At 71.2% G+C, this 25,651-nt stretch carries 26 protein-coding genes and 3 tRNA genes; 11 read left to right on the top strand and 18 right to left on the bottom strand.

The features are described from left to right. Positions 1–28: 28 nt before the first annotated feature. From ACFYZS_RS10940 to ACFYZS_RS10920, 5 genes are all read right to left on the bottom strand, one after another. Positions 29–838: a J domain-containing protein gene (locus ACFYZS_RS10940; RefSeq protein ID WP_389009452.1), complete on the bottom strand. Its 810-nt coding sequence runs from the start codon at positions 836–838 to the stop codon at positions 29–31. A gap of 91 nt (positions 839–929) precedes the next feature. Continuing rightward, the gene (locus ACFYZS_RS10935; protein ID WP_389009449.1) at positions 930–2,387 is read right to left on the bottom strand and encodes a DUF2252 domain-containing protein; all 1,458 of its coding nucleotides are present in this window, start codon (positions 2,385–2,387) and stop codon (positions 930–932) included. Between the two features lie 92 nt (positions 2,388–2,479). Further along, positions 2,480–3,139: a response regulator gene (locus ACFYZS_RS10930; protein WP_389009446.1), complete on the bottom strand. Its 660-nt coding sequence runs from the start codon at positions 3,137–3,139 to the stop codon at positions 2,480–2,482. A gap of 8 nt (positions 3,140–3,147) precedes the next feature. After that, positions 3,148–4,818 (bottom strand): histidine kinase, encoded by a 1,671-nt coding sequence (locus ACFYZS_RS10925; protein WP_389010249.1) that lies wholly within the window; start codon positions 4,816–4,818, stop codon positions 3,148–3,150. Positions 4,819–5,042: 224 nt separating this feature from the next. Next, positions 5,043–5,125: transfer RNA gene (locus ACFYZS_RS10920), tRNA-Leu, on the bottom strand. Positions 5,126–5,417: 292 nt separating this feature from the next. Between ACFYZS_RS10920 and ACFYZS_RS10915 the strand changes: the two genes are divergently transcribed. From ACFYZS_RS10915 to pknB, 6 genes are all read left to right on the top strand, one after another. After that, positions 5,418–6,230, top strand: coding sequence for an FhaA domain-containing protein (locus ACFYZS_RS10915; protein ID WP_389009444.1), 813 nt, complete (start codon positions 5,418–5,420; stop codon positions 6,228–6,230). Positions 6,231–6,240: 10 nt separating this feature from the next. Next, the gene (locus ACFYZS_RS10910; RefSeq protein WP_030857660.1) at positions 6,241–6,744 is read left to right on the top strand and encodes an FHA domain-containing protein; all 504 of its coding nucleotides are present in this window, start codon (positions 6,241–6,243) and stop codon (positions 6,742–6,744) included. Positions 6,745–6,885: 141 nt separating this feature from the next. Next, positions 6,886–8,346, top strand: a complete 1,461-nt coding sequence (locus ACFYZS_RS10905; RefSeq protein ID WP_389009440.1) for a Stp1/IreP family PP2C-type Ser/Thr phosphatase — start codon at positions 6,886–6,888, stop codon at positions 8,344–8,346. A 34-nt stretch (positions 8,347–8,380) separates the two neighbouring features. Next, on the top strand, positions 8,381–9,805 hold the full coding sequence (locus tag ACFYZS_RS10900) for an FtsW/RodA/SpoVE family cell cycle protein (protein WP_030153129.1): 1,425 nt from the start codon (positions 8,381–8,383) through the stop codon (positions 9,803–9,805). Then, positions 9,802–11,277, top strand: a complete 1,476-nt coding sequence (locus tag ACFYZS_RS10895) for a peptidoglycan D,D-transpeptidase FtsI family protein (RefSeq protein ID WP_389009437.1) — start codon at positions 9,802–9,804, stop codon at positions 11,275–11,277. The genes ACFYZS_RS10900 and ACFYZS_RS10895 overlap by 4 nt, the downstream gene beginning before the upstream one ends. 221 nt (positions 11,278–11,498) lie before the next feature. Next, positions 11,499–13,538, top strand: coding sequence for a Stk1 family PASTA domain-containing Ser/Thr kinase (gene pknB, locus ACFYZS_RS10890; protein ID WP_389009434.1), 2,040 nt, complete (start codon positions 11,499–11,501; stop codon positions 13,536–13,538). A 97-nt stretch (positions 13,539–13,635) separates the two neighbouring features. Here pknB and ACFYZS_RS10885 read toward each other — a convergent pair whose 3' ends face one another. The 6 genes from ACFYZS_RS10885 to ACFYZS_RS10860 all read right to left on the bottom strand — a co-directional run bounded on the left by ACFYZS_RS10885 (position 13,636) and on the right by ACFYZS_RS10860 (position 17,612). Then, entirely contained in the window at positions 13,636–14,352 is a 717-nt protein-coding gene (locus ACFYZS_RS10885) for a class E sortase (RefSeq protein ID WP_389009431.1), read from the bottom strand. A 13-nt stretch (positions 14,353–14,365) separates the two neighbouring features. After that, positions 14,366–15,178 carry a class E sortase gene (locus tag ACFYZS_RS10880; RefSeq protein ID WP_389009428.1) on the bottom strand — a complete coding sequence of 271 codons (813 nt, stop codon included), beginning with the start codon at positions 15,176–15,178 and terminating at the stop codon, positions 14,366–14,368. Then, positions 15,175–15,813 carry an aminodeoxychorismate/anthranilate synthase component II gene (locus ACFYZS_RS10875; RefSeq protein ID WP_389009425.1) on the bottom strand — a complete coding sequence of 213 codons (639 nt, stop codon included), beginning with the start codon at positions 15,811–15,813 and terminating at the stop codon, positions 15,175–15,177. Before ACFYZS_RS10875 ends, ACFYZS_RS10880 begins: the two co-directional genes overlap by 4 nt. Next, positions 15,810–15,986, bottom strand: coding sequence for a hypothetical protein (locus ACFYZS_RS10870; RefSeq protein WP_030153138.1), 177 nt, complete (start codon positions 15,984–15,986; stop codon positions 15,810–15,812). The genes ACFYZS_RS10875 and ACFYZS_RS10870 overlap by 4 nt, the downstream gene beginning before the upstream one ends. Before the next feature lie 89 nt (positions 15,987–16,075). Then, a complete protein-coding gene (locus ACFYZS_RS10865; protein WP_389009422.1) occupies positions 16,076–16,867 on the bottom strand; it encodes a class E sortase in 792 nt (263 codons plus the stop codon). Beyond that, entirely contained in the window at positions 16,824–17,612 is a 789-nt protein-coding gene (locus ACFYZS_RS10860) for a DUF881 domain-containing protein (protein ID WP_389009420.1), read from the bottom strand. Before ACFYZS_RS10860 ends, ACFYZS_RS10865 begins: the two co-directional genes overlap by 44 nt. Positions 17,613–17,703: 91 nt before the next feature. Here ACFYZS_RS10860 and crgA point away from each other — a divergent pair, with 91 nt between their 5' ends. After that, entirely contained in the window at positions 17,704–17,958 is a 255-nt protein-coding gene (gene crgA, locus ACFYZS_RS10855) for a cell division protein CrgA (RefSeq protein ID WP_359170072.1), read from the top strand. A gap of 141 nt (positions 17,959–18,099) precedes the next feature. Here the strand turns inward: crgA and ACFYZS_RS10850 are convergent, their stop codons facing one another. Both ACFYZS_RS10850 and ACFYZS_RS10845 read right to left on the bottom strand, forming a co-directional pair. After that, a complete protein-coding gene (locus tag ACFYZS_RS10850) occupies positions 18,100–18,975 on the bottom strand; it encodes a rhomboid family intramembrane serine protease (RefSeq protein ID WP_389009418.1) in 876 nt (291 codons plus the stop codon). A 128-nt stretch (positions 18,976–19,103) separates the two neighbouring features. Next, positions 19,104–19,631: a peptidylprolyl isomerase gene (locus ACFYZS_RS10845; RefSeq protein WP_389010246.1), complete on the bottom strand. Its 528-nt coding sequence runs from the start codon at positions 19,629–19,631 to the stop codon at positions 19,104–19,106. Positions 19,632–19,806: 175 nt separating this feature from the next. On the opposite strand from ACFYZS_RS10845, the gene ACFYZS_RS10840 reads away from it, so the two are divergent. Continuing rightward, positions 19,807–20,490, top strand: a complete 684-nt coding sequence (locus ACFYZS_RS10840) for a DUF5324 family protein (protein WP_389009415.1) — start codon at positions 19,807–19,809, stop codon at positions 20,488–20,490. Between the two features lie 93 nt (positions 20,491–20,583). On the opposite strand, the gene ACFYZS_RS10835 is transcribed toward ACFYZS_RS10840, so the two are convergent. Continuing rightward, entirely contained in the window at positions 20,584–21,018 is a 435-nt protein-coding gene (locus ACFYZS_RS10835; protein WP_389009412.1) for a LysM peptidoglycan-binding domain-containing protein, read from the bottom strand. A gap of 148 nt (positions 21,019–21,166) precedes the next feature. Between ACFYZS_RS10835 and ACFYZS_RS10830 the strand changes: the two genes are divergently transcribed. Then, a complete protein-coding gene (locus ACFYZS_RS10830; RefSeq protein WP_389009410.1) occupies positions 21,167–21,691 on the top strand; it encodes a GNAT family N-acetyltransferase in 525 nt (174 codons plus the stop codon). Positions 21,692–21,773: 82 nt separating this feature from the next. Here the strand turns inward: ACFYZS_RS10830 and ACFYZS_RS10825 are convergent. Beyond that, a tRNA-Ala gene (locus tag ACFYZS_RS10825) sits at positions 21,774–21,846 on the bottom strand. A gap of 164 nt (positions 21,847–22,010) precedes the next feature. On the opposite strand from ACFYZS_RS10825, the gene ACFYZS_RS10820 reads away from it, so the two are divergent. Beyond that, complete coding sequence (locus ACFYZS_RS10820) at positions 22,011–22,559, top strand: transcriptional regulator (protein ID WP_030857694.1); 549 nt, start codon at positions 22,011–22,013, stop codon at positions 22,557–22,559. A gap of 52 nt (positions 22,560–22,611) precedes the next feature. After that, positions 22,612–23,859 (top strand): serine/threonine-protein kinase, encoded by a 1,248-nt coding sequence (locus tag ACFYZS_RS10815; protein ID WP_389009407.1) that lies wholly within the window; start codon positions 22,612–22,614, stop codon positions 23,857–23,859. Between the two features lie 4 nt (positions 23,860–23,863). Here ACFYZS_RS10815 and ACFYZS_RS10810 read toward each other — a convergent pair whose 3' ends face one another. From ACFYZS_RS10810 to ACFYZS_RS10800, 3 genes are all read right to left on the bottom strand, one after another. After that, the gene (locus ACFYZS_RS10810; RefSeq protein ID WP_389009404.1) at positions 23,864–25,168 is read right to left on the bottom strand and encodes a hypothetical protein; all 1,305 of its coding nucleotides are present in this window, start codon (positions 25,166–25,168) and stop codon (positions 23,864–23,866) included. Between the two features lie 121 nt (positions 25,169–25,289). Beyond that, the gene (locus ACFYZS_RS10805; RefSeq protein ID WP_208809277.1) at positions 25,290–25,424 is read right to left on the bottom strand and encodes a DLW-39 family protein; all 135 of its coding nucleotides are present in this window, start codon (positions 25,422–25,424) and stop codon (positions 25,290–25,292) included. Positions 25,425–25,569: 145 nt separating this feature from the next. Next, a tRNA-Ile gene (locus tag ACFYZS_RS10800) sits at positions 25,570–25,643 on the bottom strand. Positions 25,644–25,651 lie beyond the last annotated feature (8 nt).

Here is a 25,651-nt window from a genome sequence, read left to right as displayed (position 1 = left end):
TTCTCTCATCGCAGATCTGTGTCCCAACCTATCCAACGAGCGCGGCGAGCTCGGCCTCACGCTTCGCGACATCGGCGAGCAGCTGTTCCGCGATCTCCTCCAGCAGCCGGTCCGGGTCGTCCGGAGCCATCCGCAGCATCGATCCGATCGCGCTGTCCTCCAGCTCGCGCGCCAGCGTCGCCAGCAGCTCCTTGCGCCGTGCCAGCCACTCCAGCCGGGCGTAGAGCTCCTCGCTCTCGTTCAGCTGCCGCACGGCCTCCGGCACGGGGCCGGCGGCCCACTCCTCGGCCAGCTCGCGCAGCAGCTGCTCCTCGCCCCGCCCGTACGCCGCGTTGACCCGCGCGATGAACGCATCGCGGCGCTCGCGCTCGGCCTCGTCCCGGGCGAGGTCCGGGTGCGCCTGGCGGACCAGCTCGCGGTAGAGGCGGCGTACCTCCTCCGTCGGCCGCACCCGCTGCGGGGGCTGCACCGGTCGGTCGGTGAGCATCGCGGACGCGTCGTCGGAGATGCCGGACGAGTCCATCCAGTCGTGGAACAGCTCGTCCACCCCGGGCATCGGCATCACCAGCGCGCGGGCGTCCCGGGCCCGTCGCAGATCCTCGGCGTCGCCGCTGCGCTCCGCCTTCGCCTCGGCGATCAGCGCATCCAGCTCGTCGAGCCGCGAGTACATCGGGCCGAGCTTCTGGTGGTGCAGCCGGGAGAAGTTCTCCACCTCCACCCGGAAGGTCTCCACCGCGATCTCGAACTCGATCAGCGCCTGCTCGGCGGCCCGCACGGCCCGCTCCAGGCGCGCCTCGGGTCGCTCGTCGCCCGTCTCTTCAGTCTGCTGCTCGCTCACCCGGCCAGCCTAAGGCCGGTCGGCCCGGGCCGACGTTTCACGTGAAACATCGACCCGCGACCGTGACCCCCGGGCCAGGGCCCCGACCCGCTCAGACCCCGGCCTCCGCCGCGATCCGCCCGGACTTCACCGCCGCCACCAGGTGCGCGTGGTCGGCCTCGCTCCGGTCGGCGTACGCCACCGCGAAGGCGGCCATCGCCTCGTCCAGCTCGTCGTTCTTGCCGCAGTACCCGGCCAGCAGCCGCGGATCGGCGCTGTGCGCGTGGGCCCGGGCCAGCAGGGCGCCGGTCATCCGCCCGTAGTCGTCGATCTGGTCCGGGGCCAGCGCCGCCGGGTCCACGCTGCCCTTGCGGTTGCGGAACTGCCGTACCTGGTACGGCCGCCCCTCCACCGTGGTCCAGCCCAGCAGGATGTCCGAGACCACTTGCATCCGCTTCTGCCCGGCCACCACCCGCCGGCCCTCGTGCTCCTCGACCGGGCTCTCGAAGCCCAGCGCGGGCAGGTGGGGCAGCAGCACCGACGGCCGCGCCTCCTTCACCTGGAGCACCAGCGGCTCGCCCCGGTGGTCCAGCAGCAGCACCACGTACGAGCGGGTGCCGACGCTCCCGGTGCCCACCACCCGGAACGCCACGTCATGGATCGCGTACCGGGCCAGCAGCGGCAGCCGGTCCCCCTGGAGGGTCTCCAGGTACGGGCCCAGCGCGGCCGCGACGGCCGCCGCCTCCCCGTCGCCGACCCGGCGCAGCACCGGCAGCGCGTCCACGAAGCGACGGGCACCGTCGGCGCAGGCCTCGGTGGACTTGGCGGCGAACCGCGCCGAGGTGTTGTTGCGGGCCTTCTCCGAGACCCGCTCCAGGGTGCCCAGCAGGTCCCGGGCGTCGGTGTGCGAGACGAGCTCCTCGTCCGCGATGGCGTTCCAGGCGTCCAGCGCCGGAAGCTTGGCCAGCAGCCGCATGGTCCGCCGGTAGGCCCCGACCGTGTCATGCGCGGCGGCGCGGCAGGTGTCCTCGTCCGCGCCGGCCACCCGCCCGGCCAGGACCAGCGAGGTCGCGAGCCGCTTCAGGTCCCACTCCCACGGGCCGAACACGGTCTCGTCGAAGTCGTTCAGGTCGATGACGAGGCGGCCGCGGGCATCCCCGTACAGGCCGAAATTGGCCGCGTGGGCGTCGCCGCAGATCTGTGCGCCGACACCGGTCACCGGGCCGCCGGACAGGTCGTGCGCCATCAGCCCGGCCGCCCCGCGCAGGAACGCGAAGGGGTTGGCGGCCATCCGGCCGACCCGTATCGGTGCCAGCTCGGGGACCCGGCCGACGTTGGACTCCTCCACCGCCCGCACCGCGTCCGGGCGCCCGGCCGGGGCCTCGAAGCGCGCGTGTGCCGAGCGAGGCACCCGCAGCCGCAGGGCCTTGCCCGCCTCCTTGGGCGAACCGGCCACGGCCCGCGCCGCGAACCCGCCGACGGACGGGATCCGTCCGCCGGACGGCGCGCCCGCCGCCCCCGCCGACTCCGATATCGGCTCCGCCGACCGCTGCTCCGGTACCGCCACCATCCGTGCCGCCCCCGCCCGTACCCGTCGTACTGTTCCGGCCCGGCGGCATCGATCCGCCCGGCCCCACCAACATCGATTCGGCCCGACCGTATCTACAGCCCGGCGTCCCTGGCCAGCAGGGCGGCCTGAACCCTGTTCTCGCAGCCCAGCTTCGAGAGGATCCGGCTCACGTACGTCTTCACCGTCGCCTCGCTCATGTGCAGCCGCCGGCCCGCGTCCGCGTTCGAGAGCCCCTCGCCGAGCAGCGCCAGCACCCCGCGCTCCCGCTCGCTCAGCTCCGCCACCCGCCTCCGGGCCTCCTCGCCGCGCGCCGCTCCCTGCCCCGAAGCCAGCTGGTCGACCACGTGCCGGGTCGCCCCCGGCGAGAGGTACGCGTCCCCCGCCGCGGCGGCCCGGACCGCGCCGATCAGCTCGCCCGGGGCCGAGTCCTTGAGCAGGAACCCTGCGCCGCCCGAGCCCAGCGCCCGCAGCACGTTCTCCTTCTCCCCGAAGGTGGTCAGGATCAGTGCCCGGACCTCCGGGACCGCCCGGCCCAGCTCTCCGAGCGCGGTCAGCCCGTCCATCACCGGCATCTGGATGTCCAGCAGCATCACGTCCGGCGCGTGGGCGCGGGCCAGGTCCACCGCCTCGCGCCCGTTCGCCGCCTCGGCGACGACCTCGATGTCCGGTGCCGAGGTCAGGATCATCCTGATCCCGGCCCTGATCAGCGGCTCGTCGTCAGCGATCACCACGCGGATCACCTTGGCTGTCACCCGTGCTCCTACTGCTCGGACTCGTACGCCTGCTTGTCGACGAGCTTGCCGTCCTTGAAGCAGAACCGGAAAACAGTATTGGTGGTCAGCCCGGAGTCGTCCGACGACAGCAGGGCCAGACAGTCCGTTCCCGCGGGCCGCTCCGGGCCCTTGCGGTCCAGGCCGTCGGTCATGAAGCTGTCGCCGTCGGGCAGCTTCTTGCGGACCGCCTCCTCCGACTCGCCCACCTGGACCTTGTCGTAGTCGGCCTGGCTGATCATCGCGCTGCCCGCCGAGCCCACGAGCAGCACCACCCCCGCCCCGATCACGATCACCAGCAGCACCACCGCCGCGACGGCGATCCCGCAGCCCATCGCGACGCCCCCGACCCGGCTGCGGCCCCGTACGGCGAGCTCCCGGTCCACGGCCGCCCAGTCCATCGGCGGCGGCGCCAGCGCGAACCCCTGTGCCTGCGCCTGCGCCTGCTGCCCGAAGTCGTCGGCGATGTCCTCGACCCCCGCCGGCTCCGCCCCGTACGGGAGCACTCCGGCCACCCGGAAGCCGCCGCCCTCGGTCCCGCCCGCGTGCACCATCCCGCCGACGAGCCGGGCCCGCTCCCGCAGACCGGTGAGCCCCTGGCCGCCCGAGACCACCGCGCCGACGCCCGGTCCGGCCGCCGGCCCGTTGGCGATCTCCACCACCAGCGAGTCGTCCTCGTAGCGCAGTTCCACCGCGATCGGCGCCCCCGAAGCGTGCTTGTAGGCGTTGGTCAGCGCCTCCTGCACGATCCGGTACGCCGCGTGGTCACAGGCCGCGACCAGCGGCCTCGGCCGCCCCGACACGGCCATCCGCACGTCCGTCCCCGCGCTCCGGGCCGCCTCCACGATCCCCGCGATCCCGGCCACCCCGCGCGCCGCCGGCTGCGCCTCCTCGGCCGGCACCGGCGCCTCGACTCCGTCCCGCAGGATCCCGACGACCTCCCGCAGCTCGTGCATCGCCGCCACCGAGGCCTGCCGCAGCACCCCCACGGCCTCGCGCTGGCGCTCGGTGAGCTGCGGGTCCACCTCCAGGGCGCCGGTGTGCACCGCGATCAGCGCCAACTGGTGCCCCAGGCTGTCGTGCATGTCCTGGGCGATCCGCTGGCGCTCCCGCAGCCGGGCCTGCCCGGCGACCATCACGCGCTCCCGCATCAGCTGCCCGTTGCGCTCCTGGAGCGCTTGGAGCAGGGTCCGGCGCTGCGACCAGTAGCGGCTGGCCAGACCCGGCATGACCGTCATCGCGAGGAACATCAGCGTGGAGAACACGATCACGAGTACGGGCCGCTGGTCGGACCACGCCTGCACCACGCCGAAGCCCACCGCGGCGAGGAAGGCCACGGTGAACGCGGTCAGCGCCCGGCCCACCCCGACGATCCGGCGCCCCGCCGACCAGCCCAGCAAGATGGTGATCAGGAACGAGCCGGGCAGGAACGGGGAGACCGCCGACGCGACGATCAGGGTCGTCGCCGGCAGCCGGCGCCGCGCCAACGTGAGCAGCACCACAGCAGCGGCGCTGCCCGCCATCCGCTGCACGCTGCCGTTGTCGAGCTCTTCGACCCCCAGCCCGAGCAGCGCGATCACCCCGGCGAGCACCAGGTCGCCCGCCAGCATCCGCGGGGTCCACGGCTCGGGACCCTTCAGCCAGTCCCAGCCCGCTCGCATCCTCGCCGTCGCATCCACGCGCCCGACCCTAGACACCGCCGCCCCCGCGGGGCCGCCCTCTTTCGTCGCGCCCTCCCCGACGAAAGTCGTCCGGCGGACACCGCGCGGCCCCAACTCCCCGCGTACGGACCGGGATCGCCGCGCACGCGATCAACACCCCACCAGGGCACGGGAAATGCGAAACGGCCGCCATCGCTTTCGCGATGACGACCGTTTCGTCGATGTGGGCGAGGGGGGATTTGAACCCCCACGTCCCGAAGGACACTGGCACCTGAAGCCAGCGCGTCTGCCGTTCCGCCACTCGCCCGAGCAGCGCCCCAGTGGATCTTCCCTTTCGGGCCGTTCCCCTGGCGACGTCGAAACATTAGCACGTCGGACGGGGTGGATTCACATCGCTTTCCCCGCACCCCCGGGCCCGGGCCCGATTGCCCCTCCCGCACCGCGCTCCCGGTGCGGGACACTGTCCCCTGAGCGCCCCTACGATCCCTTGTGAGTACCAACACTCATGCGCATGGGACCCAGGGGGAACCAGCCGAATCCGCCACGCGTGGATACGATCAGTAAGCAGTACAGGGCGACAACGACGGAGGAGGTGCCCCATGGGAGTCCTGAAGCGGTTCGAGCAGCGACTCGAAGGTCTGGTGAACGGCACCTTCGCCAAGGTGTTCAAGTCCGAGGTCCAGCCCGTCGAGATCGCCGGCGCCCTCCAGCGCGAGTGCGACAACAACGCGACGATCTGGAACCGGGAGCGGACGGTCGTCCCGAACGACTTCATCGTCGAGCTCAGCACCGGCGACTACGAACGCCTGAGCCCCTACTCCGGGCAGCTCGGCGACGAGCTCGCGGGCCTCGTCCGCGACTACGCCAAGCAGCAGCGCTACAGCTTCATGGGCCCGATCAAGGTCCACCTGGAGAAGGCCGACGACCTCGACACCGGTCTCTACCGGGTCCGCAGCCGCACGCTCGCCTCCAGCACCTCCCAGGCGCCGCAGCAGGCCCCCCAGAACCAGCAGGGCGGCTACGGCTACCCCCCGGTCGCCGCACCGCCGATGCCGGCCGGACCGCCCCCGGGCGCGCCCGCGCGCCGGCCGGGCGCCGCCGGACCGGCCCCCGTACCCACCGGAGGCGCCACCCGGCGCCACTGGATCGAGATCAACGGCACCCGCCACCAGATCTCGCGCCCCACGCTCGTACTCGGCCGAAGCACCGAAGCCGACGTGCGGATCGACGACCCCGGCGTCTCGCGCCGGCACTGTGAGATCCGGACCGGAACGCCCTCGACGATCCAGGATCTCGGGTCCACCAACGGCATCGTGGTGGACGGGCAGCACACCACCCGCGCTACGCTCCGCGACGGCTCGCGGATCGTCGTGGGCAGCACCACCATCATTTACCGGCAAGCCGAAGGGTGAAGCGGGGGCAATGTCAGAGCTGACCCTGACGGTCATGCGGTTGGGTTTCCTGGCCGTTCTGTGGCTGTTCGTCATCGTGGCCGTCCAGGTCATCCGCAGCGACCTCTTCGGTACGCGCGTCACCCAGCGCGGCTCACGCCGCGGCGGGAACGCCTCCGGAGCGCCGGCGCAGGGCGGCCGCCAGGCCGCCGCGCCGCCACAGCAGCGCCAGCGCCGCGGAGCGCCGACCAAGCTCGTCGTCTCCGAGGGCACCCTCACGGGCACCACGGTCGCCCTCGCGGGACAGACGATCACGCTCGGCCGGGCACATGACTCAACGATCGTGCTGGACGACGACTACGCGTCCAGCCGCCATGCCAGGATCTACCCCGACCGTGACGGCCAGTGGATCGTCGAGGATCTCGGGTCCACCAACGGCACGTATCTCGACCGGACCCGGCTGACCACCCCGACGCCCATTCCGCCGGGCGCCCCGATCCGCATCGGCAAGACCGTCATCGAGCTGCGGAAGTAGTACGAGAATGAGCGAGCGGAGCGAGCGAGCCGCGGCAGTCCGGACCACCCAGGACACGGACCCGAGCGCGCTCCCGACCGGAGGGTGGGCAGTGTGGCTCGAGACCGGTTGTACCCGGAGGAATCGACTGGGCAGGTGCGCATGAGTCTGTCCCTGCGGTTCGCCGCCGGATCCCACAAGGGCATGATCCGCGAGGGCAACGAGGACTCCGGCTATGCCGGTCCCCGTCTCCTCGCCGTGGCCGACGGCATGGGCGGCCAGGCGGCCGGCGAGGTCGCCAGCTCCGAGGTGATCTCCTCCCTCGTGCAGCTCGACGACGACGTCCCGGGCTCCGACATCCTCACGTCGCTCGCCACCGCCGTGCAGCGCGCGAACGACCAACTGCGCGTCATGGTCGAGGAGGACGCCCAGCTCGAGGGCATGGGCACCACCTTGACCGCGCTCCTGTGGACCGGCCAGCGCCTCGGCCTCGTCCACGTCGGCGACTCCCGCGCCTACCTGCTCCGCGACGGCGTCCTCACGCAGATCACCCAGGACCACACCTGGGTGCAGCGCCTCGTCGACGAGGGCCGCATCACCGAAGAGGAAGCCACCACCCACCCGCAGCGCTCCCTCCTCATGCGGGCGCTCGGCAGCGGCGACACCGTCGAGCCCGACCTCTCCATCCGCGAGGTCCGCACCGGCGACCGCTACCTCATCTGCTCCGACGGGCTGTCCGGCGTCGTCTCCCACCAGACCCTGGAAGAGACCCTCGCCGACTACCACGGCCCCCACGAGACCGTGCAGGCCCTGATCCAGCTCGCCCTGCGGGGCGGCGGACCGGACAACATCACCTGCATCGTCGCGGACGTCCTCGACACCGACAGCGGCGACACGCTCGCCGCCCAGCTGAACGACACCCCGGTCGTCGTCGGCGCGGTCGCCGAGAACCAGCACCAGCTCTTCGACGGCAACGCCATGCAGACCCCGGCGGGCCGCGCCTCGGGCCTGGGCCGCCAGGCCCCCCCGCCGGCCGGCGCCTTCGGGCCCCCCGGCAGCGGCGAGGCCCCCGGCTACGGATACCCCGACCAGAGCCAGGGCGGCGGCACGTACGGCAGCTTCGGCGAACCCGACCCGTACGACGACGACTCGCGCTACGAGGACACGTACGACCACCCCCGCCGGCGCCGCAGCAAAGGGCGCAAGTGGACCACCCGCACCCTGATCCTGCTGATCGTCGCCGGTGTGGTCGGAGGCGGCCTCTACGCCGCCCACCGCTGGACCCAGACGCAGTACTACATCGGGGTCAAGGGCGAGCACGTGGCGCTGTTCCGCGGCATCAGCCAGAACCTCGGGCCGCTGGAGCTCTCCAAGGTGGAGACCGACCGCACCGACATCGAACTGAAGTACCTGCCGCCCTTCAAGCGGAAGCTGGTCGAGGCCACCATCACCGAGACCAGCCTCGAAGGCGCCCGTCAGAAGATCGACGAACTCGGCGTCCAGGTCACCGCGTGCAAGAAGGACGAGGAGCGCCGCGCCGCGGAAGCGCAGAACCCACCGGCACCCGGCCCCAGCCTGTCTCCCACGGAGCAGTCGCTGGTCGGCCTCTGCGGCAAGCAGTAGTACACACCTGCGGGCACAGGGGGCCTGCCACACCATGAGCGTAGTCACCAACACGACCACCATCGGCGCCATCGAGCTGCCGAGCCGGCGGAACACCGAGCTCCTGCTGCTCGCGTTCGCCGTGGTCATCCCGATCTTCGCCTACGCCAACGTGGGCCTGTCGATCCACGGCAAGCTGCCGCCGGGCATGATCGCGTACGGCGGCGGCCTGGCCGTCCTCGCCGGCATCGCCCACCTCGTGGTGCGCCGCTACGCGAAGTACGCCGACCCGCTGCTGCTGCCGATCGGCACGCTGCTCAACGGGCTCGGCTGCGTCCTGATCTGGCGGCTCGACCAGTCGGAGCGGCTGCAGAACCTGGCCAAGCGCCAGTTCGGCCAGTTCTCCGAGTCGGCCCCCCGGCAGATGATGTACACGGCGCTCGCCATCGCCCTGTTCGCCGCCGTGCTGCTGCTCCTCAAGGACCACCGCACGCTGCAGCGCTTCACGTACATCTCCATGGCCGCCTCGCTGGTGCTGCTCATCCTGCCCGTCATCCCGGGCCTCGGAGCCGACGTCTTCGGCGCGAAGATCTGGATCAGCGTCGCCGGGTTCTCCATCCAGCCCGGTGAGTTCGCGAAGATCGTCATCGCGATCTTCTTCGCCGGCTACCTGATGGTGAAGCGCGACGCCCTCGCGCTGGCCAGCCGCCGCTTCATGGGCCTCTACCTGCCGCGCGGCCGCGACCTCGGCCCGATCCTGATGATCTGGGCGATGAGCCTGCTCGTCCTCGTCTTCGAGAACGACCTCGGCACCTCGCTGCTCTTCTTCGGCATGTTCGTGATCATGCTGTACGTGGCCACCGAGCGCACCAGCTGGATCGTCATCGGCCTGGTCATGAGCGTGGCCGGCGCGGCCGTCGTCGGCGCGACCGCCAGCCACGTCAAGGCCCGTGTCACCGCCTGGCTCGACCCCTTCGCCTGCTACACCAAGTCGGGCGCCTGCGAGCAGGTCGGCCAGTCGATCATGAGCTTCGGCTCCGGCGGGGTCCTCGGCACCGGCTGGGGCCAGGGCAACTCCGACCTCATCGGCTTCGCCGCCAACTCCGACTTCATCTTCTCCACGGTCGGCGAGGAACTCGGCCTCGCGGGCGTCATGGCCTTCCTCCTGCTCTACGGCCTGATCATCGAGCGCGGTGTGCGCACCGCCCTCGCCGCCCGCGACCCCTTCGGCAAGCTCTTCGCCATCGGCCTCTCCGGCGCCTTCGCCCTGCAGATCTTCGTGGTCGCCGGCGGCGTCATGGGCCTCATCCCCCTGACCGGCATGACCATGCCCTTCCTCGCGTCCGGCGGTTCGTCCGTCCTCGCGAACTGGGCCCTCATCGGGATCCTCATCCGGATCAGCGACACCGCACGCCGCCCCGCCCCGGCCCCGGCACCGTCCCCCGACTCCGAGATGACCCAGGTGGTCCGTCCGTCATGAACAAGCCCCTGCGCCGCATCTCGATCTTCTGCGGGCTGCTCGTCCTCGCGCTGCTGATCCGGACCAACTGGCTCCAGTACGTCCAGGCCGAGGAACTCAGCACCCGCAAGGAGAACCGCCGGGTCCAGATCGCCCAGTACGCCACCCAGCGCGGCAACATCATCGTCGCGGGCGGCCAGGCCATCACGGGCTCCGCGGCCACCGACGGCAGCGACTACAAGTACAAGCGGGTCTACAACGAAGGTGCGCTCTGGGCACCGGTGACCGGTTACGCCTCCCAGGCCTTCGGCTCCACCCAGCTGGAGTCCCTGGAGGACAAGATCCTCACCGGCAACGACGACCGGCTGTTCTTCGACCGCACCATCGGCATGTTCACCGGCGAGAAGAAGGCCGGCGGCAACGTCGTCACCACGCTGATGCCCGACGTCCAGAAGGCCGCGTACGAGAAGCTCGGCGACAAGACGGGCGCCGTCGCCGCGATCGACCCGCGCACCGGCGCCATCCTCGCGCTGGTCAGCACCCCCTCGTACGACCCCTCCGTCTTCGCCGGGAACTCCAAGACCGACGAGAAGAACTGGGTCGAGCTGAAGGACAGCCCGGAGAAGAAGCTCGTCAACCGGGCCCTGCGCGAGACGTACCCGCCCGGCTCGACCTTCAAGGTCGTCACCGCCGCGGCCGCGCTGGAGCACGGCGTCGTCTCCGACATCAACGCGCCGACGGACACCCCCGAGCCGTTCCTGCTGCCGACGACCCAGACGCCGATGGTCAACCACGCCAAGGGCTGCGAGAAGGCGAGCCTCAACTTCGCGCTCCAGGTCTCCTGCAACTCCGTCTTCGCCAACGTCGCCGACAAGGTGACCAAGGACAAGATGCTGGAGACCGCGCAGAAGTTCGGCTTCAACAACGACAAGATCGACACCCCGGTCCGGGCGTTCGCCAGCGTCTACGACAAGAACATGGACCGGCCCGGCAACTCGCTCTCCGCGATCGGCCAGTTCAACACCGCCGCCACCCCCCTGCAGATGGCGATGGTCGCCGCGGCCGTCGCCAACGACGGCAAGCTGATGAAGCCGTACATGGTCGACCAGCTCACCGCCCCCAACCTCGACGTCATCGAGAAGCACGAGCCGCAGGAGATGAGCCGCCCGCTCTCGCCCGCCAACGCGCAGAAGCTCCAGCAGATGATGGAGAACGTCGTCGACAACGAGAACGGCACCGGCGGCAAGGCGAAGATCAAGGGCGTCCGCGTCGGCGGCAAGACCGGCACCGCCCAGCACGGCGAGAAGAACGCCAAGCGCCCCTACGCCTGGTTCATCTCCTACGCCAAGACCGACAAGGGCTCCCCGGTCGCGGTCGCCGTCGTCATCGAGGACAGCGACGCCGACCGCGAGGACATCAGCGGTGGCGGTCTCGCGGCCCCCGTCGCCAAGGCCGTCATGGAAGCCGTGCTCAAGAACCAGAACAACGGCTGACGGATCCGGAACAAGGAGCCGACAGCGACAGCGGCGCGAAAGCCGAACCGGAGTGATCCACATCACTGTTCCCGCCCGGATCCGAGCGTACGGTACCGGTCCGGTATCAGCCTGTGGTCACGAACCGATCACCGACGATCGGCCGGTAGCCTTTGCGCGAACAGCACACCGCCGGACCACACACGGGTGCGGTCGGGACTGACGGAGAGGGCTGCAACGTTATGGAAGAGCCGCGTCGCCTCGGCGGCCGGTACGAGCTGAGCCACGTGCTCGGCCGCGGTGGCATGGCCGAGGTCTACCTCGCCCACGACACCCGGCTCGGCCGTACCGTCGCCGTCAAGACCCTGCGCGCCGACCTCGCCCGCGACCCGTCCTTCCAGGCCCGGTTCCGTCGCGAGGCCCAGTCGGCCGCGTCGCTCAACCACCCGGCGATCGTCGCGGTCTACGACACCGGCGAGGACTACGTCGACAACATCTCCATCCCGTACATCGTGATGGAGTACGTCGACGGCTCCACCCTGCGCGAGCTCCTGCACTCCGGGCGCAAGCTGCTGCCCGAGCGCACCCTGGAAATGACCATCGGCATCCTCCAGGCCCTCGAGTACTCGCACCGCGCCGGCATCGTGCACCGTGACATCAAGCCCGCCAACGTGATGCTCACCCGCACCGGCCAGGTCAAGGTCATGGACTTCGGCATCGCCCGTGCCATGGGCGACTCCGGCATGACCATGACGCAGACCGCGGCCGTCATCGGCACCGCCCAGTACCTCTCCCCGGAGCAGGCCAAGGGCGAGCAGGTCGACGCGCGCTCCGACCTCTACTCCGCCGGCTGCCTGCTGTACGAACTCCTCAGCGTCCGGCCGCCGTTCATCGGCGACTCCCCGGTCGCCGTCGCGTACCAGCACGTACGGGAAGAACCGCAGCCGCCGTCGAACTTCGACCCCGAGATCACGCCCGAGATGGACGCGATCGTGTTGAAGGCGCTGGTCAAGGACCCCGACTACCGCTACCAGTCCGCCGACGAGATGCGCGCCGACATCGAGGCCTGCCTCGACGGCCAGCCCGTCGCGGCCGCGGCCGCCATGGGCACGCCCGGCTACGGCTACCCCGACCAGGGCGGCTACGGACACCAGGGCTACGACCAGCCCACCACCGCCCTGCGCGCGTCCGACGCCGGCCAGACCTCCATGCTCCCGCCGATGCCGCCGGGCGACGGCGGGTACAACGGGCCCGGCGGGTACGCGGGCCAGGGACAGGGCGGCTACGACCAGGGCGGCCACGGCCGCAGCCCGCAGAAGAAGAGCAAGGCCTCGACGATCCTGCTGGTGACCGCGGGCATCCTCGTCCTGGTCGGCGCGATCCTCATCGGGCGCTCCCTCTTCAGCGGCGGGGCCGACAACCGGCCCAACGTGCCCAAGCTCATCGGCCAGACCCTCGAGCAGGCCCAGAAGACCGGCGACAACGTCGGCCTCAAGGTCGAGAAGGAAGCCGACGAGGCCTGCGACAACCAGCCCAAGGGCAACATCTGCTCGCAGAACCCGGAGCCCGACACCAAGGTCGACAAGGGGACCACGGTCAAGGTCAAGGTCTCCTCGGGCGCGCCGGACGTGGCCGTGCCCGATGTCCTCAACGTGAAGTTCGAGGATGCGGAGAAGGCTCTCAAGGACAAGGGCTTCGCGGTCGAGAAGAAGACCCAGGAGTCGGACCGGACGGCCGGCACCGTCCTGGACCAGAGCCCCAAGAGCGGCGCGAAGGCCCAGAAGGGCTCGACCGTCACGGTGACCGTCGCCAAGGAGCAGGCGAAGGCCGAGATGCCGGACCTCCTCGGGAAGACCCGGGAGCAGGCGATCAAGGCGCTGAACGACGCCAAGCTCAAGCTGGGCAGCCAGACGGAGGTCGACTCCCCGGGAGCCGCGCCGAAGACGATCGTCCAGCAGCAGTACCAGCCGGGCGAGCAGCTCGCGGTGGGCACGACGGTCAACGTCCAGATCGCCAAGGCCTCGCAGCAGACCCAGGTCCCGCAGCTGATCGGCAAGACCGTCGCCCAGGCCAAGGCGGACCTCGCGACCCGGGGCCTGAGCCTCCAGGTCATCGCGGGCTCGACGGACGACAAGGCGGTCATCGTGGCGACCGACCCCCAGGCCGGCACCCCGGTCGAAGCGGGCCGGGTCATCAACGTCCAGACGTTGGGCGGCCAGCAGAACGGCGGCAACAACGGGGGCGGCGGCATCTTCGACGGCCTGACGGGCGGCCGGAGCTAGTCGGTCCCCTTCCTCACGGAGACACGCGAAAGCCCCTGTGAGCGGCCTCAGAGCCGCTCACAGGGGCTTTCCCGTCGCGAGCCTGCGGTGCCCGGTGTCAGCGCAGCTCCGCCGGGGGCGTGCGCTGCGCGTCCACCTTCTCCGTGCGCACCAGCTCGCCCCACACGACGTACCGGAACTTCGACGTGTACACCGGCGTGCAGGTCGTCAGCGTGATGAAGCGGCCCGGCGCCGTCCGCCCGGACTCCTTCGGGACCGCCGAGATCACGTCCACGTTGTACTTCGACGTCTGGCGCAGCTCGGCGAAGACCTTGTAGACGTACCAGGTGTCCCGCGTCTCGAAGACGACCGCGTCGCCGTTCTTCACCTTGTCGATGTCGTGGAACTTGGCTCCGTGCCCGTCCCGGTGCGCCGCCAGGGAGAAGTTCCCCGACGCCTCCCAGGGCAGGGCCGCCTTCACCGGGTCCGTGTAGTACCCCGCCACGCCGTCGTCGAGGACGTCCGGCGCCGTGCCCTTCTTGACCAGGACCTCGCCGTTCTTCATCGCCGGTACGTGCAGGAAGCCGATCCCGTCCCCGGTGTCCAGCGCCCCCGGCGCCGCGGACCCGTTCGCCCCCGGGGCGGTCTGCCACCGCTGGCGGATCTCGTCGCCGCGCGCCTGCGCCTGCCGGTCCGCGATCACGTTGGTCCACCACAGCGAATACGCGACGAACAGGCCGAGGACGAGGCCCACGGTGATCAGGAACTCGCCCAGCAGGCTCAGGAAGCCGGCGAGCACACTGCGGTTCTGGGGCGGCGACGCGGCACGTGACACTGCTTGTTCGTCCTTACGGGCTGGCCAGCGCGGGCGGAGCACCCTGGCTGCGGGGGCGTTCGTCGGTCATCCTGCCCCATACGATCATCCGGTAGGTGCTCGTGAACTCGGGGGTGCAGGTCGTCAGCGTGATGTACCGGCCCGGGGCGGTGAAACCCGAGCCCACCGGCACCGGTTTGATCACCGACACGTTCGTCGGCGGGGTCTGCGCCAGCGACGAGGTGATCTCGTACGTGTAGTACGCGTCCCGCGTCTCGACCACGACCGGGTCGCCCGGCACCAGCTTGTTGATGAAGCGGAACGGTTCGCCATGGGTGTTGCGGTGGCCCGCCAGCGCGAAATTGCCCTGCTTGTCGGCCGGCATCGCCGACTTCAGCGCGCCGTCCGCGTAGTGCCCGACCATTCCCTTGTCGAGCACCTTCGGCTTGCTGACCCCCTCCGCCACCGGCACCTTCACGTCCAGCTTCGGGATGTGGAGGATCGCGAACCCCTCCCCGGGTTCGAACGCCGAGACCTGCGGGGCGGCGGCCCCGCCGGGGGTGCGTTCCCAGTTCTGCCGCAGCGAGCCGGCCGCCCCGTTCGCCGTCCGCTCCGCCAGTACGTTCGTGTACCAGAGCTGGTAGGCGACGAACAGCAGCATCACCACGCCCAGCGTGATGAACAGCTCACCGGCGAGCCGGCTCGCCACGACCACCGGACCGCCCGAAGCGGGCCGCCTGCGCCGACGGCCCCCGCCGCGCCTGCGCGTGCGCTTCGCGGCCTCCTGAGCTGCCCTGCGCCGCGCGGCCCGGCCCTCCGTGGGCGCGGACGGCGCGACCGCGGTCACGCGACGGCCTTGCCCACCACCGGGGCCAGCCCCACCGAGCGCTCGACGGCCCCCGCGTCCCCGCAGCGCACCAGCCAGTTCGCGAGCATCCGGTGGCCCCACTCGGTCAGCACCGACTCGGGGTGGAACTGCACGCCCTCGACGTCGTGCTCCCGGTGCCGCAGCCCCATGATGATGCCGTCCTCGGTGCGGGCGGTGACCTCCAGCACGTCGGGCAGGGTCGCCGGCTCGGCCGCGAGCGAGTGGTAGCGGGTCGCGGTGAACGGCGACGGCAGCCCTTCGAAGACGCCGAGGCCCTCGTGCACCACCGGGGAGGTCTTCCCGTGCAGCAGCTCCGGCGCCCGGTCCACGACACCGCCGTACGCGACGGCCATGGACTGCATGCCGAGGCACACGCCGAAGACCGGGACACCGGTGTCGGCGCAGTGGCGGACCATGTCGACGCAGACGCCCGCCTGCTCCGGCGTACCCGGTCCGGGCGACAGCAGCACGCCGTCGAAGCCGTCCTGCGCGTGGGCGAGTTCGACCTCGTCGTTGCGCAGCACCTCGCACTGGGCGCCGAGCTGGTACAGGTACTGGACCAGGTTGAAGACAAAGCTGTCGTAGTTGTCGACAACCAGAATGCGCGCGCTCACGGAGTGGCTCCCGATCCCTCGTCCACCGTTACGTCGTTGAACGGCAGGAGCGGCTCGGCCCACGGGAAGACGTACTGGAACAGCACGAAGACCACTCCGAGGACCAGTACGAGAGAGATCAGCGCGCGAACCCACGCGTTGCCCGGCAGATGCCGCCAGATCCAGCCGTACATGCCGTCTGTTTCCTATCCGTCCACGATCGACCACCGCACCGCGGGGGCGGTACGCCAACAGACTAAAGGCAGCGGCCCGGCCGGATGGGTCAGCTCGGCAAACCCTCGGGACGGCCCTGGGCGGCCGTGCGGGTCTGCGTCAGCTCCGCCCAGACGACCAGCCGGTGGCTGTGGCCCCACTCCGGGTCGCAGGTCGTCAGCGTCAGGTACCGCCCGGGCCCGGTGAAGGGGGACCGGCGCGGCACCGGGTCGACCACCCCGATGTCGGTGGGCACGGTGCGCAGCGGCTCGCTGCGGACCGTGTACGTGTACCAGGCCGTCGCGTCCTTGAGGATCACGGCGTCTCCGGGCCGCAGCTCGGGGAAGTCCTTGAAGGGGTCGCCGTACGTCCGCCGGTGGCCCGCGACCGAGAAGTTCCCGGTGCCGCCGAGGCGGGCGGTGCCCGTGTAGTGGCCGAGGCCCTTCTTCAGCAGCTCCGTGCCGGTGCCCTCCAGGACCGGCTTGTTCCAGTCCGGGCCGAAGCGCGGGATGTACATCTCGGCGAAGGCCCGGCCGGGCGGGTATCCGGACTGCTCCTGCGCGGGCGACGCGGCCGGCGGGGCCTGCGGGGCCGGCGTCTGCTGCTGCGGGGCGGTGGGGGCGGGGGTGGGGCCCGGAGCGGGGGCCGCGGCCGGCGCCGCGGCCCAGCGGTCGCGCATCCGGGCCATCTCCCCGTCCATGGCCCGGTCGGCCTTGACCCCGGTCCACAGCAGTACGTACGCCACGAAGAGCACGATCAGCGTGCCCGCCGTCAGGCACACCTCGCTGAACGTCCGCACCACCAGGCGCAGTACGACGTCACGGCGTACTGCTCGCGGAGGTGGCGTCCAGCGGCTTCGCATAGTGGAGGTCCACTGTGCCGGAGTAGCCGGGGAGTGTCAGCTCCTTGTGCTCGTCCACTTTCCAGCCCAGCCCGTACGCCGACACGTACAGCTGGTAGTTCTGCAGGGCCGGGGAGGCGGCCAGCGCCTTGCGCAGCGCGGCCGGGTCCCCGACCGCGCTCACCTTGTACGGGGGCGAGTAGACGCGGCCCTGGAGGATCAGCGTGTTGCCGACGCAGCGCACCGCGCTGGTGGAGATCAGCCGCTGGTCCATGACCTGGATGCCCTCGGCGCCGCCCTGCCACAGGGCGTTCACGACGGCCTGGAGGTCCTGCTGGTGGATCACCAGGTCGTTGGGCTGCGGCTCGGGCACGTTGGGGATGCGGGCGGTGGCGTTCGGCGGGGCGTCGTTCAGGGTGACCGTGAGGCCCTTGCCGGACAGCGGCTCGGTGCCCGAGGCGGCCCGCAGGGCGGCCAGCTTGGCGTCCTCGGCCTTGGTGCTGCCGTCGTCGCGGTCGGCGAGGGCGTCCACCCGGCCGCGGACGGCCGCGGTGCTCTGTTCGAGCAGCGCGTTGTTCTGGCTGCGCTCGTGGATGAGGTCCGAGAGCTTGAGGAGCGAGGCATCCGTCCGGATGTTCGTACCCTTGGAAGTGTTGAAGCTGGTGACGAAGATGAGACCGGCCAGGGCGAAAACGGCGGCCGTCAGCAGCCGGACCGGTCTGGCCCGGCGACGGGGACCCGCGGAGGAGTCGTCGGAATTGCTCAACGTACCCTTCTCCTTCAACGCCACAGGTCCACTACGCTAACGGACGCCCGGGGCAGGCAAGGTCCCCAGCGCATCGACAGGAGAGCCCCTCGTGCCGAAGTCACGTATCCGCAAGAAGGACGACTACACGCCGCCGCCGGCGAAGCAGGCGCAGGCCATCAGGCTGACCAACCGCAGCTGGGTCGCCCCGGTCATGCTGGCGTTCTTCCTGATCGGTCTCGCGTGGATCGTCGTCTTCTACGTGACCGAGACCCAGCTGCCGATCGAGGCGCTGGGCAACTGGAACATCGTGGTCGGATTCGGCTTCATCGCGGCGGGATTCGGCGTGTCCACGCAGTGGAAATGACCGGCCCCTGACCGGGCGCCGCAAGCACAGGCGCACCGGGTCCGGCAAGCTCTCCCCATGAGTTATCCACAGCGTCATCCACACCTGAGGAAAAGACAGAAGATCTGTGGATAACCCTGTGGAGTGTTGACGCCGGTGTGATCAGGTGAGTTCGGCCGTACGCACCAGGACCACCGCCGCTGCCAGCAGGAATGCCGCTCCACAGGTCCCCCACTGGACCAGTGCGCGCGTCCTGCCGGCGGCCGGTCCGACCATGCCCAGACCGACCAGCAGGCCGGTCACCAGGCCGCCGATGTGGGCCTGCCAGGACACGGACAGGCTGCCGCCGAAGGGCACGAAGGTCAGCACCAGCATGAGCACGACCATGGTGATCACCGGCCGCATCTCGTAGCGCAGCCGGCGCACCAGCACGACGGTGGCGCCGAGCAGGCCGAAGATCGCGCCGGAGGCGCCGAGGGTCGGGGTGTTCGGCGCGGTCAGCAGATAGACGAGGGCGCTTCCGCCCAGGCCCGACAGCAGGTACACGGCGAGGTAGCGGACCCGGCCCAGGGCCGCCTCCAGCGGCCCGCCGATCACCCACAGGGCCAGCATGTTGCCCCCGATGTGCCACCACTCCACGTGCAGGAACACCGAGCTCAGCAGCCGGTAGTACTCGCCTGTGGACACGCCTTCGACGGGGCCGCCGAAGTATTCGACGTACCGCCCGAGCAGCTCCAGCCGCACGACGACCGCCGGTGCGAGCAGGCCCACCAGGAACACCGCGGCGTTGAGCCCGATGAGGATCTTGGTGACGAGGTGCGGATCGGCGGCGACCACCCCGCCCGCGACGGTGCGCGGCACGTTCGCGGCCGGGGCGTGCCCCGTACCGGATCCGCCGCGGACGCATTCGGGGCACTGGAAGCCGACCGAGGCGCTGATCATGCACTCGGGGCAGATGGGGCGCTCGCAGCGCGTGCAGCGGATCCCCGTGTCGCGGTCCGGGTGGCGGTAGCAGCCCGGCAGACGGTCGGTGTCCATCGGTCCCCTCGATCAGCGGCCGGACGGGCGGCGCACCCCGCCGGTCGTCCGGCCGTGGCCCCGTCGGTTCCCACGCAAGCAGGACGGACGGGCGGGGCGGAAAGGTTCCCGGGGCGGCGCGGGGGCGGTCAGCGCTTCTCGACGACGACGGACTGGATGATCACGTCGTCGAGGGGGCGCTCGGTGCGCGGGTTCGTCTTCAGTCCCGCGATGTCGTCCACGATCTTCTGGCTGGCCTTGTCGGTCACCTCGCCGAAGATGGTGTGCTTGCGGGTCAGCCAGGCGGTGGGCGCGACGGTGATGAAGAACTGGGACCCGTTGGTGCCCGGGCCGGCGTTGGCCATGGCGAGCAGGTACGGCTTGGTGAAGGCCAGGTCGGGGTGGAACTCGTCGGCGAACTGGTAGCCGGGGCCGCCGGTGCCGTTGCCGAGCGGGTCGCCGCCCTGGATCATGAACCCGCTGATGACGCGGTGGAAGACGGTGCCGTCGTACAGCGGATCGGTGGTCTTCTGGCCGTCGGTGGGACGGGTCCATTCGCGGGCGCCCGTGGCCAGCTCCACGAAGTTCTTGACCGTCTTCGGAGCGAAGTTCGCCAGGAGCTCGATCTCGATGTCGCCGTGGTTGGTCTTCAGGGTGGCGTAGAGCTTCTCGGCCACGGATCTGCCTTCCATAGTCATCACTGTCGGTTCCAGATCCTCCCACGGAGCGCCGCGCGGCACAGAAATCCTCCACCCGTATGCCCTGTCACGCATGCCGCCCGGCGGTATGGCAGGCATGATCCGACAAAGGGTGGAAAGGTGAACTGTGTCCGCCACCGAGGAGGAGGATCCTGTGACCCGCAAGGACAGCGTGCACCTGGCCGCCGAAAGCGCCAGGGAAACGGCGAGGCACGCAGCGGAAGCGGTGGCGCCGTACGCAGCAGCCGCCAGGGACGCCGCTGCGCACTACGCGGCCGAGGCGAACGAGCGGCTGGCACCGAAGGTCTCGTACGCGACCGCCGAGGCGGCCCGGCAGGCCCGTACGGCGTACGACGAGCATCTGCACCCGAGGATGAGGGCGGCCCGCACGCACGTGCCCCCGAACGTGGACCGGGCGGCGACGATGGCCGTGCACCACACGCGCCGGGCGGCGCGGCAGGCGGCCGACTACACGCAGCCGAGGCTGGAGAGCGCGCTGGCCGCGGCCCAGCCGGTGGCCGAGGAGGCCGCGTCCCGGTCGACGGCGGCCCTGGCAGCGCTGCGCGGCCAGGTGTCGGCCAAGGAGGTCCAGAAGCTGGTGAAGCGCCACGAGCGACGGTGCCGGGCCGGCCGGGCGCTCAAGTTCACGGCGGTGGTCGGGGTCCTGGCCGCCGGGGCGTACCTGGCGTGGCGGTGGTGGGACCAGCAGTCGAACCCGGACTGGCTCGTCGAGCCGCCGGCCGCGACCGAGCTCTCGCGCGAGCGCGAGCCGGCCAGCTTCGACGACGAGCTGGCGGCCAAGGAGCGCGAGGCCTCCAACGGCGCGGCGGACGAGTGAGCCGGTCCTGACCGCGGACGGTTCCCGACCGCGGACCGCAGACGGCGACAGGGCCCGGATCCGTCGGATCCGGGCCCTGCGCCACGTCCCGCCCTAGTGCGGGAGGGTGAGCACCTGGCCGGGGTGGATCAGTTCGGGGTTCGACCCGATGACGCCCCGGTTCATGGCGTAGAGCTCGCGCCAGCGGGCCTCGTTGCCCAGCTCCCGGCGGGCGATCGCGGAGAGCGAGTCGCCCGACCGCACGGTGTACGTACGCTTCTTGGCCGCCGGCATCGGCTTCGGCGCCGAAGCGGGAGCCGGAGCCGGAGCCGCCGGAACCGCTTTGTGCGCGGCGGACGTGGGCGTAGGGGTGTGCGGAGCCGGTGCGGCCTTCGGCCGGGCCGCCGCGGCCATGCGTTCGGCGGCGGCCTTGGTGGCCGATACGCCGTCGCTGTACTTCGCCGCGTAGTCCGCCGAGGCGGCCGCCGCGGCCTTCTCTGCCGCCTCGTGCTTCTTCTTGTCGGACTTGAGGAAGTCGAAGAGTCCCATGGTCTGTGCGCCTCCGGCGTGGTGTCGCCCCCTGGCTCGGTGCCTTCCGGTGCCTTCCCCCACTGTCGGGCAGCCGGGGCCGCCCGGCCCTGTGACAGGGCCAACCGGGGGACCCGGGCGCGGGGCCCCCGGCTGTTACCGTCGACGGATGCCCGAGCTCGTCTTCCCCTCCTCCCGCCTGCACGCCTCCTGGCTCGAAGCCCGGGAGGAGTGGGGGTCCGACGCCCACATGGACGGCGCCGGACTCGGCTGCGAAGACGATGTGGACAGCCCCGAGGGCTTCGCCGCCTGGACGGAGCGGCTGCGCGGGTACGGGGACCGGACCCGCCCCGTCGAGCAGGGTCGCGTGCACGCCACGTACTGGTGGATCACCGAGGAAGACACCTATCTGGGTGCCATCGACCTGCGCCACTACCTGAACGGCTTCCTCCTCGACGCCGGCGGCCACATCGGCTACGGAGTCCGCCCCTCCGCACGGCGGCGCGGGCTGGCCGGCTGGGCCCTCGGCTCGGTCCTGTACGAGGCCCGGCTCCTGGGGATGGACCGGGTACTCCTGACGTGCGACCCCGGCAACACGGGTTCCGTGCGCACGATAGAGGGCTGCGGCGGCGTCCTGGAGGACGTCCGCGAGACCCTCATAGGCCCCAAGCGCCGGTACTGGATCGACCTCTAACCGGGCCGCCACCGGGCGCACCGCACCACGCAAAGAGGCCACCTGACCTGCGTTTCCGCTGGTCAGGTGGCCTCTGGTGCTGTGGAGCTTAGGAGATTCGAACTCCTGACATCTGCCTTGCAAAGGCAGCGCTCTACCAACTGAGCTAAAGCCCCGAAAAGATGGACGCGACCGCCTCCCGTGAAGGTGTGGCCGTTCCGCAGAACAGAGTACCGGGTGTACCCCCGCATCTCGCAAAATTATGGGGGCTCCCGCCATGCGACCACCCTCCGTAAGATGCTCGCGAGGTTCGCACCAGCGAAGTAGGGGAGTAGTAAGAGTGGACGCTGTTCAGCAAGAGGCCACGGCCAGAGCCAGAGAGCTTCAGCGCAGTTGGTACGGGGAGCCGCTGGGCGCTCTCTTCCGCCGGCTCATAGATGACCTCGGCTTGAACCAGGCCCGCCTCGCTGCCGTCCTCGGACTGTCGGCGCCCATGCTGTCCCAGCTGATGAGCGGCCAGCGGGCCAAGATCGGGAACCCGGCCGTGGTGCAGCGCGTCCAGGCCCTCCAGGATCTCGCGGGCCAGGTGGCGGACGGAAGCGTCAGCGCGGCCGAGGCCACCGACCGGATGGACGAGATCAAGAAGACCCAGGGAGGCTCCGTCCTCAGCAACAGCGGCCAGACCACCACCGGTTCGGGCGCACCCACCGTCAAGCGCGTCGTCCGCGAGATCCAGTCGCTGCTGCGCTCGGTCTCCGCGGCCGGCGACATCATCGACGCGGCCGACTCCCTCGCCCCCAGCCATCCCGAACTGGCAGAGTTCCTCCGGGTCTACGGCGCGGGCCGCACCGCCGACGCGGTCGCCCACTACGAGTCCCACCAGAACTGACGCGACACCGCACGCACGGGACGCACGCACGAGACGGGGGACGGGCGCAGCGATGGGTGAGATCTTCGCCGGCCGGTACGAGCTGATCGATCCGATCGGGCGCGGGGGCGCCGGCGCCGTGTGGCGGGCCTGGGACCACCGGCGCCGCCGGTACGTCGCCGCCAAGGTCCTGCGCCAGAGCGACGCCCACACCCTCCTCCGGTTCGTCCGGGAGCAGGCCCTGCGCATCGACCACCCGCACGTGCTGGCCCCCGCCAGCTGGGCGGCGGACGACGACAAGGTCCTGTTCACGATGGACCTCGTCGCCGGCGGCTCCCTCGCCCACGTCATCGGGGACTACGGCCCGCTGCCGCCCCGCTTCGTGTGCACGCTGCTCGACCAGCTCCTGTCGGGGCTGGCGGCGGTGCACTCGGAAGGCGTCGTCCACCGCGACATCAAGCCGGCCAACATCCTGATGGAGGCCACCGGGTCCGGACGGCCGCACCTGCGGCTGTCCGACTTCGGCATCTCGATGCGCAAGGGCGAGCCCCGCCTCACCGAGACCGACTACGTGGTGGGCACGCCCGGCTACTTCGCCCCGGAACAACTGCTCGGCTCCGAACCCGACTTCCCCGCCGACCTCTTCGCCGTCGGGCTCGTCGCCCTCTACCTCCTGCGGGGCGCCAAGCCCGATTCCCAGGCCCTGGTGGAGCACTTCCTCGCCCGCGGCACCCCCGCGGCCCCCGATGGCGTTCCGGCGCCGCTCTGGGACGTCGTCGCGGGCCTCCTCCAGCCGGACCCCCGGAGCCGGTTCAAGACGGCCACAGGGGCCCGCAAGGCCCTCGCCGAGGCGGTGGAGCTGCTCCCTCGGTCCGCACCGGACGCGGACCCGGTGGAGGTGTTCGACCAACTCGGTCCGCTCCCGCCCGGTTTCGGCCCCCAGGGGCCGCAGAGCACCGCCGCGGTGACCCCCGAGTCCCCCACCGCGGCGGGGGTCCCTGCGCAGGCTCCCGCGACCGCGGCCGCCCCCGTACCGGCCGCCCCCGCGGGGTTCGGGCCGCCGCCGGCCGGGGTGTTCGGGCCCTCGGAGACGGGGAGCTTCCACCTCCCGCCGCCGGGGCGGCCCGATGCCCCCGGCGCCCCGGCCACGACCGCCGGCACGACCGCCGGCACCGCGGTCGCCGCCGCCGTGTCCTCCCCGTACGCGCCTCCCGTACGGACCGGCGGGATCGCCCCGCCCCCGCCGAAGGCCGCCGCCGGCATCCTGGCCGCCGCGCTGCTGTGCTTCGCGGTGGGCGTCTGGGCCCTGACCCGGATCTGACCCCCTAGGCGCGGCGCCCGCGCCGGGCCAGCAAGTACCAGCCGCCGAGTACGAGCAGCAGCGCCGTCCCGGTACCGAAGCCCGCACCGGCCACCACCCGCATCACCGAGCGCCCGTCGGCCGCCTCCGCGGCCTCCGGGGCGGTGAGCCCGTCCTTGGCCGCGGCCCGCTCGTCCGCGCCCACCCCGAACCCGGCCGCGGTCAGGCTCTCCTTGTACGCGGGCCCCTTGGCCGGGGCACCGGTGACGTCCATGCGCAGGGTCAGCGGCACCGGGCTCGCGTCCTGCGTGAACTCGGCGACCTTCCCGCCCAGGGTCACCGCGATGTAGTACCAGCCCGCCAGCCGGGCCCCCCGTACCTCGTTGGCGTCCGAGAAGCGGTTCTCGTACGCCACCGGCGCCGTCTTCGGCAGGGTGAGGCCCGCCTGCTTGCCGCCGTACGAGATGTCCTTGTCCTCGACCAGGCCCCGGTACGGGCTGTACAGCGCGACGCTGAGCCCGCCCGAGGCCGAGCCGTACGACTTGGTCATCCTGGCGTCGGCGAGCTCGGCGCTGAGCCCCAACTGCTGTCCCCAGTCGAGCGGGACCCGGTAGAAGCGGGTCTGGCCGGGCCGCAGGTCGTCCCGCCAGACCCCGCTGCCCAGCGCCCGGGCGTCGTTGAAGCCGGTGCCCCCGCTGCGCGCCACCGGCTCGCTGCCGGGCAGCGTGGGCGAGGCCGAGGGCCAGACGCTGGGCGCGGTGGTGGGGGCGCTGCCGGCGACGAGGCCGGGCTCGCGCTGGAGCAGCAGTTCCACCGGCCACGCGCCCGGATCGGAGGTCTTGGCGGCGGTGCGGGTGACCTTCGCGAAGTAGACGCCGGCGCCCTGGCATTCGGCGTCCTCCTCGAGCCGCCGGACCGCGACCGCACCGAGGGGGACGGGGTCGTAGCCGAAACCGGCCCGGCCGGGGTTGGTCGGGCAGCGATCGCCCTCCTTGGTCATGATCTCGACCTCGAGGCCGTCGCCGTAGCCGACCTTGGCGCCGCGCGGCGGCTGGAGGACGGCGGAGAAGTACACGCTGGAGGCGTCGTCGAGATTCAGCCGGTAGTAGCGCTCGCCCGGGCCGACGGCGTCCGTGTAGGCCTGCCCGGCCGCCACGAGCGGGGCGTCCGCGCTGCTGGGCCTGCCCTCGATCCTCTTGGCGCCCTCGGCGCCCTGGTACGCCGGAACCGGCTGCGGGGGCGCCGTGGCGGCCTGCACCGCCCCCGGAAGGCCTCCGGCCAGCCCCAGGGCCGCCGCCCCCGCCAGCGCCGTCGTCCGTACCCGCCCCATCACGCCACCCCGATTTTGCTAGCGCAAGCCAAATCTTTGCATAACGTAACTTTTTGTCACAGAACAGCACAAAGCCCCGGCCGCAGCGGCAGCCGGGGCTTCATGAGATCAGCTTTCGGTCTCACACACCGGAACCAGAGGGCACGGAGTCAGTTGCCTCCGTCCACAGGTCCTGCTCGGCGCGGTCCGCCTGGATCTGGCGGTACACGAGGAGCCCGCCGATGGCGGCCAGTGCGACCAGGAGCAGCTTCTTCACCGCGCGACCTCGTCTTTCATTGACGTTGGGGACTTCTGACGGCCAACAATACACACGCACCGATACCGTTCGGTGACCTGGGAAGCCCTCAACTGACCCTACGAAGAAGACCCCCAGGCCGGGGGCCTGGGGGTCTTCTTCACTGTGGGGCTAACAGGATTTGAACCTGTGGCCTCATCCTTATCAGGGATGCGCTCTAACCAACTGAGCTATAGCCCCATCCGCGC

Source organism: Streptomyces sp. NPDC001903 (assembly GCF_042891345.1).
GTDB lineage: Bacteria > Actinomycetota > Actinomycetes > Streptomycetales > Streptomycetaceae > Streptomyces.
The sequence above is the reverse complement of the archived record's forward strand: the minus strand, read 5'-3'. Positions and strand labels throughout refer to the sequence as shown.

Excerpts from the sequence above, each read along its gene's own strand:
- ACFYZS_RS10935 (WP_389009449.1), bottom strand. The coding sequence starts at position 2,387 with ATGGTGGCGGTACCGGAGCAGCGGTCGGCGGAGCCGATATCGGAGTCG.
- ACFYZS_RS10925 (WP_389010249.1), bottom strand. The coding sequence starts at position 4,818 with ATGCGAGCGGGCTGGGACTGGCTGAAGGGTCCCGAGCCGTGGACCCCG.
- ACFYZS_RS10915 (WP_389009444.1), top strand. The coding sequence starts at position 5,418 with ATGGGAGTCCTGAAGCGGTTCGAGCAGCGACTCGAAGGTCTGGTGAAC.
- ACFYZS_RS10910 (WP_030857660.1), top strand. The coding sequence starts at position 6,241 with ATGTCAGAGCTGACCCTGACGGTCATGCGGTTGGGTTTCCTGGCCGTT.
- ACFYZS_RS10905 (WP_389009440.1), top strand. The coding sequence starts at position 6,886 with ATGAGTCTGTCCCTGCGGTTCGCCGCCGGATCCCACAAGGGCATGATC.
- ACFYZS_RS10900 (WP_030153129.1), top strand. The coding sequence starts at position 8,381 with ATGAGCGTAGTCACCAACACGACCACCATCGGCGCCATCGAGCTGCCG.
- ACFYZS_RS10895 (WP_389009437.1), top strand. The coding sequence starts at position 9,802 with ATGAACAAGCCCCTGCGCCGCATCTCGATCTTCTGCGGGCTGCTCGTC.
- pknB (WP_389009434.1), top strand. The coding sequence starts at position 11,499 with ATGGAAGAGCCGCGTCGCCTCGGCGGCCGGTACGAGCTGAGCCACGTG.
- ACFYZS_RS10870 (WP_030153138.1), bottom strand. The coding sequence starts at position 15,986 with ATGTACGGCTGGATCTGGCGGCATCTGCCGGGCAACGCGTGGGTTCGC.
- ACFYZS_RS10865 (WP_389009422.1), bottom strand. The coding sequence starts at position 16,867 with ATGCGAAGCCGCTGGACGCCACCTCCGCGAGCAGTACGCCGTGACGTC.
- ACFYZS_RS10850 (WP_389009418.1), bottom strand. The coding sequence starts at position 18,975 with ATGGACACCGACCGTCTGCCGGGCTGCTACCGCCACCCGGACCGCGAC.
- ACFYZS_RS10835 (WP_389009412.1), bottom strand. The coding sequence starts at position 21,018 with ATGGGACTCTTCGACTTCCTCAAGTCCGACAAGAAGAAGCACGAGGCG.
- ACFYZS_RS10830 (WP_389009410.1), top strand. The coding sequence starts at position 21,167 with ATGCCCGAGCTCGTCTTCCCCTCCTCCCGCCTGCACGCCTCCTGGCTC.
- ACFYZS_RS10815 (WP_389009407.1), top strand. The coding sequence starts at position 22,612 with ATGGGTGAGATCTTCGCCGGCCGGTACGAGCTGATCGATCCGATCGGG.
- ACFYZS_RS10810 (WP_389009404.1), bottom strand. The coding sequence starts at position 25,168 with ATGGGGCGGGTACGGACGACGGCGCTGGCGGGGGCGGCGGCCCTGGGG.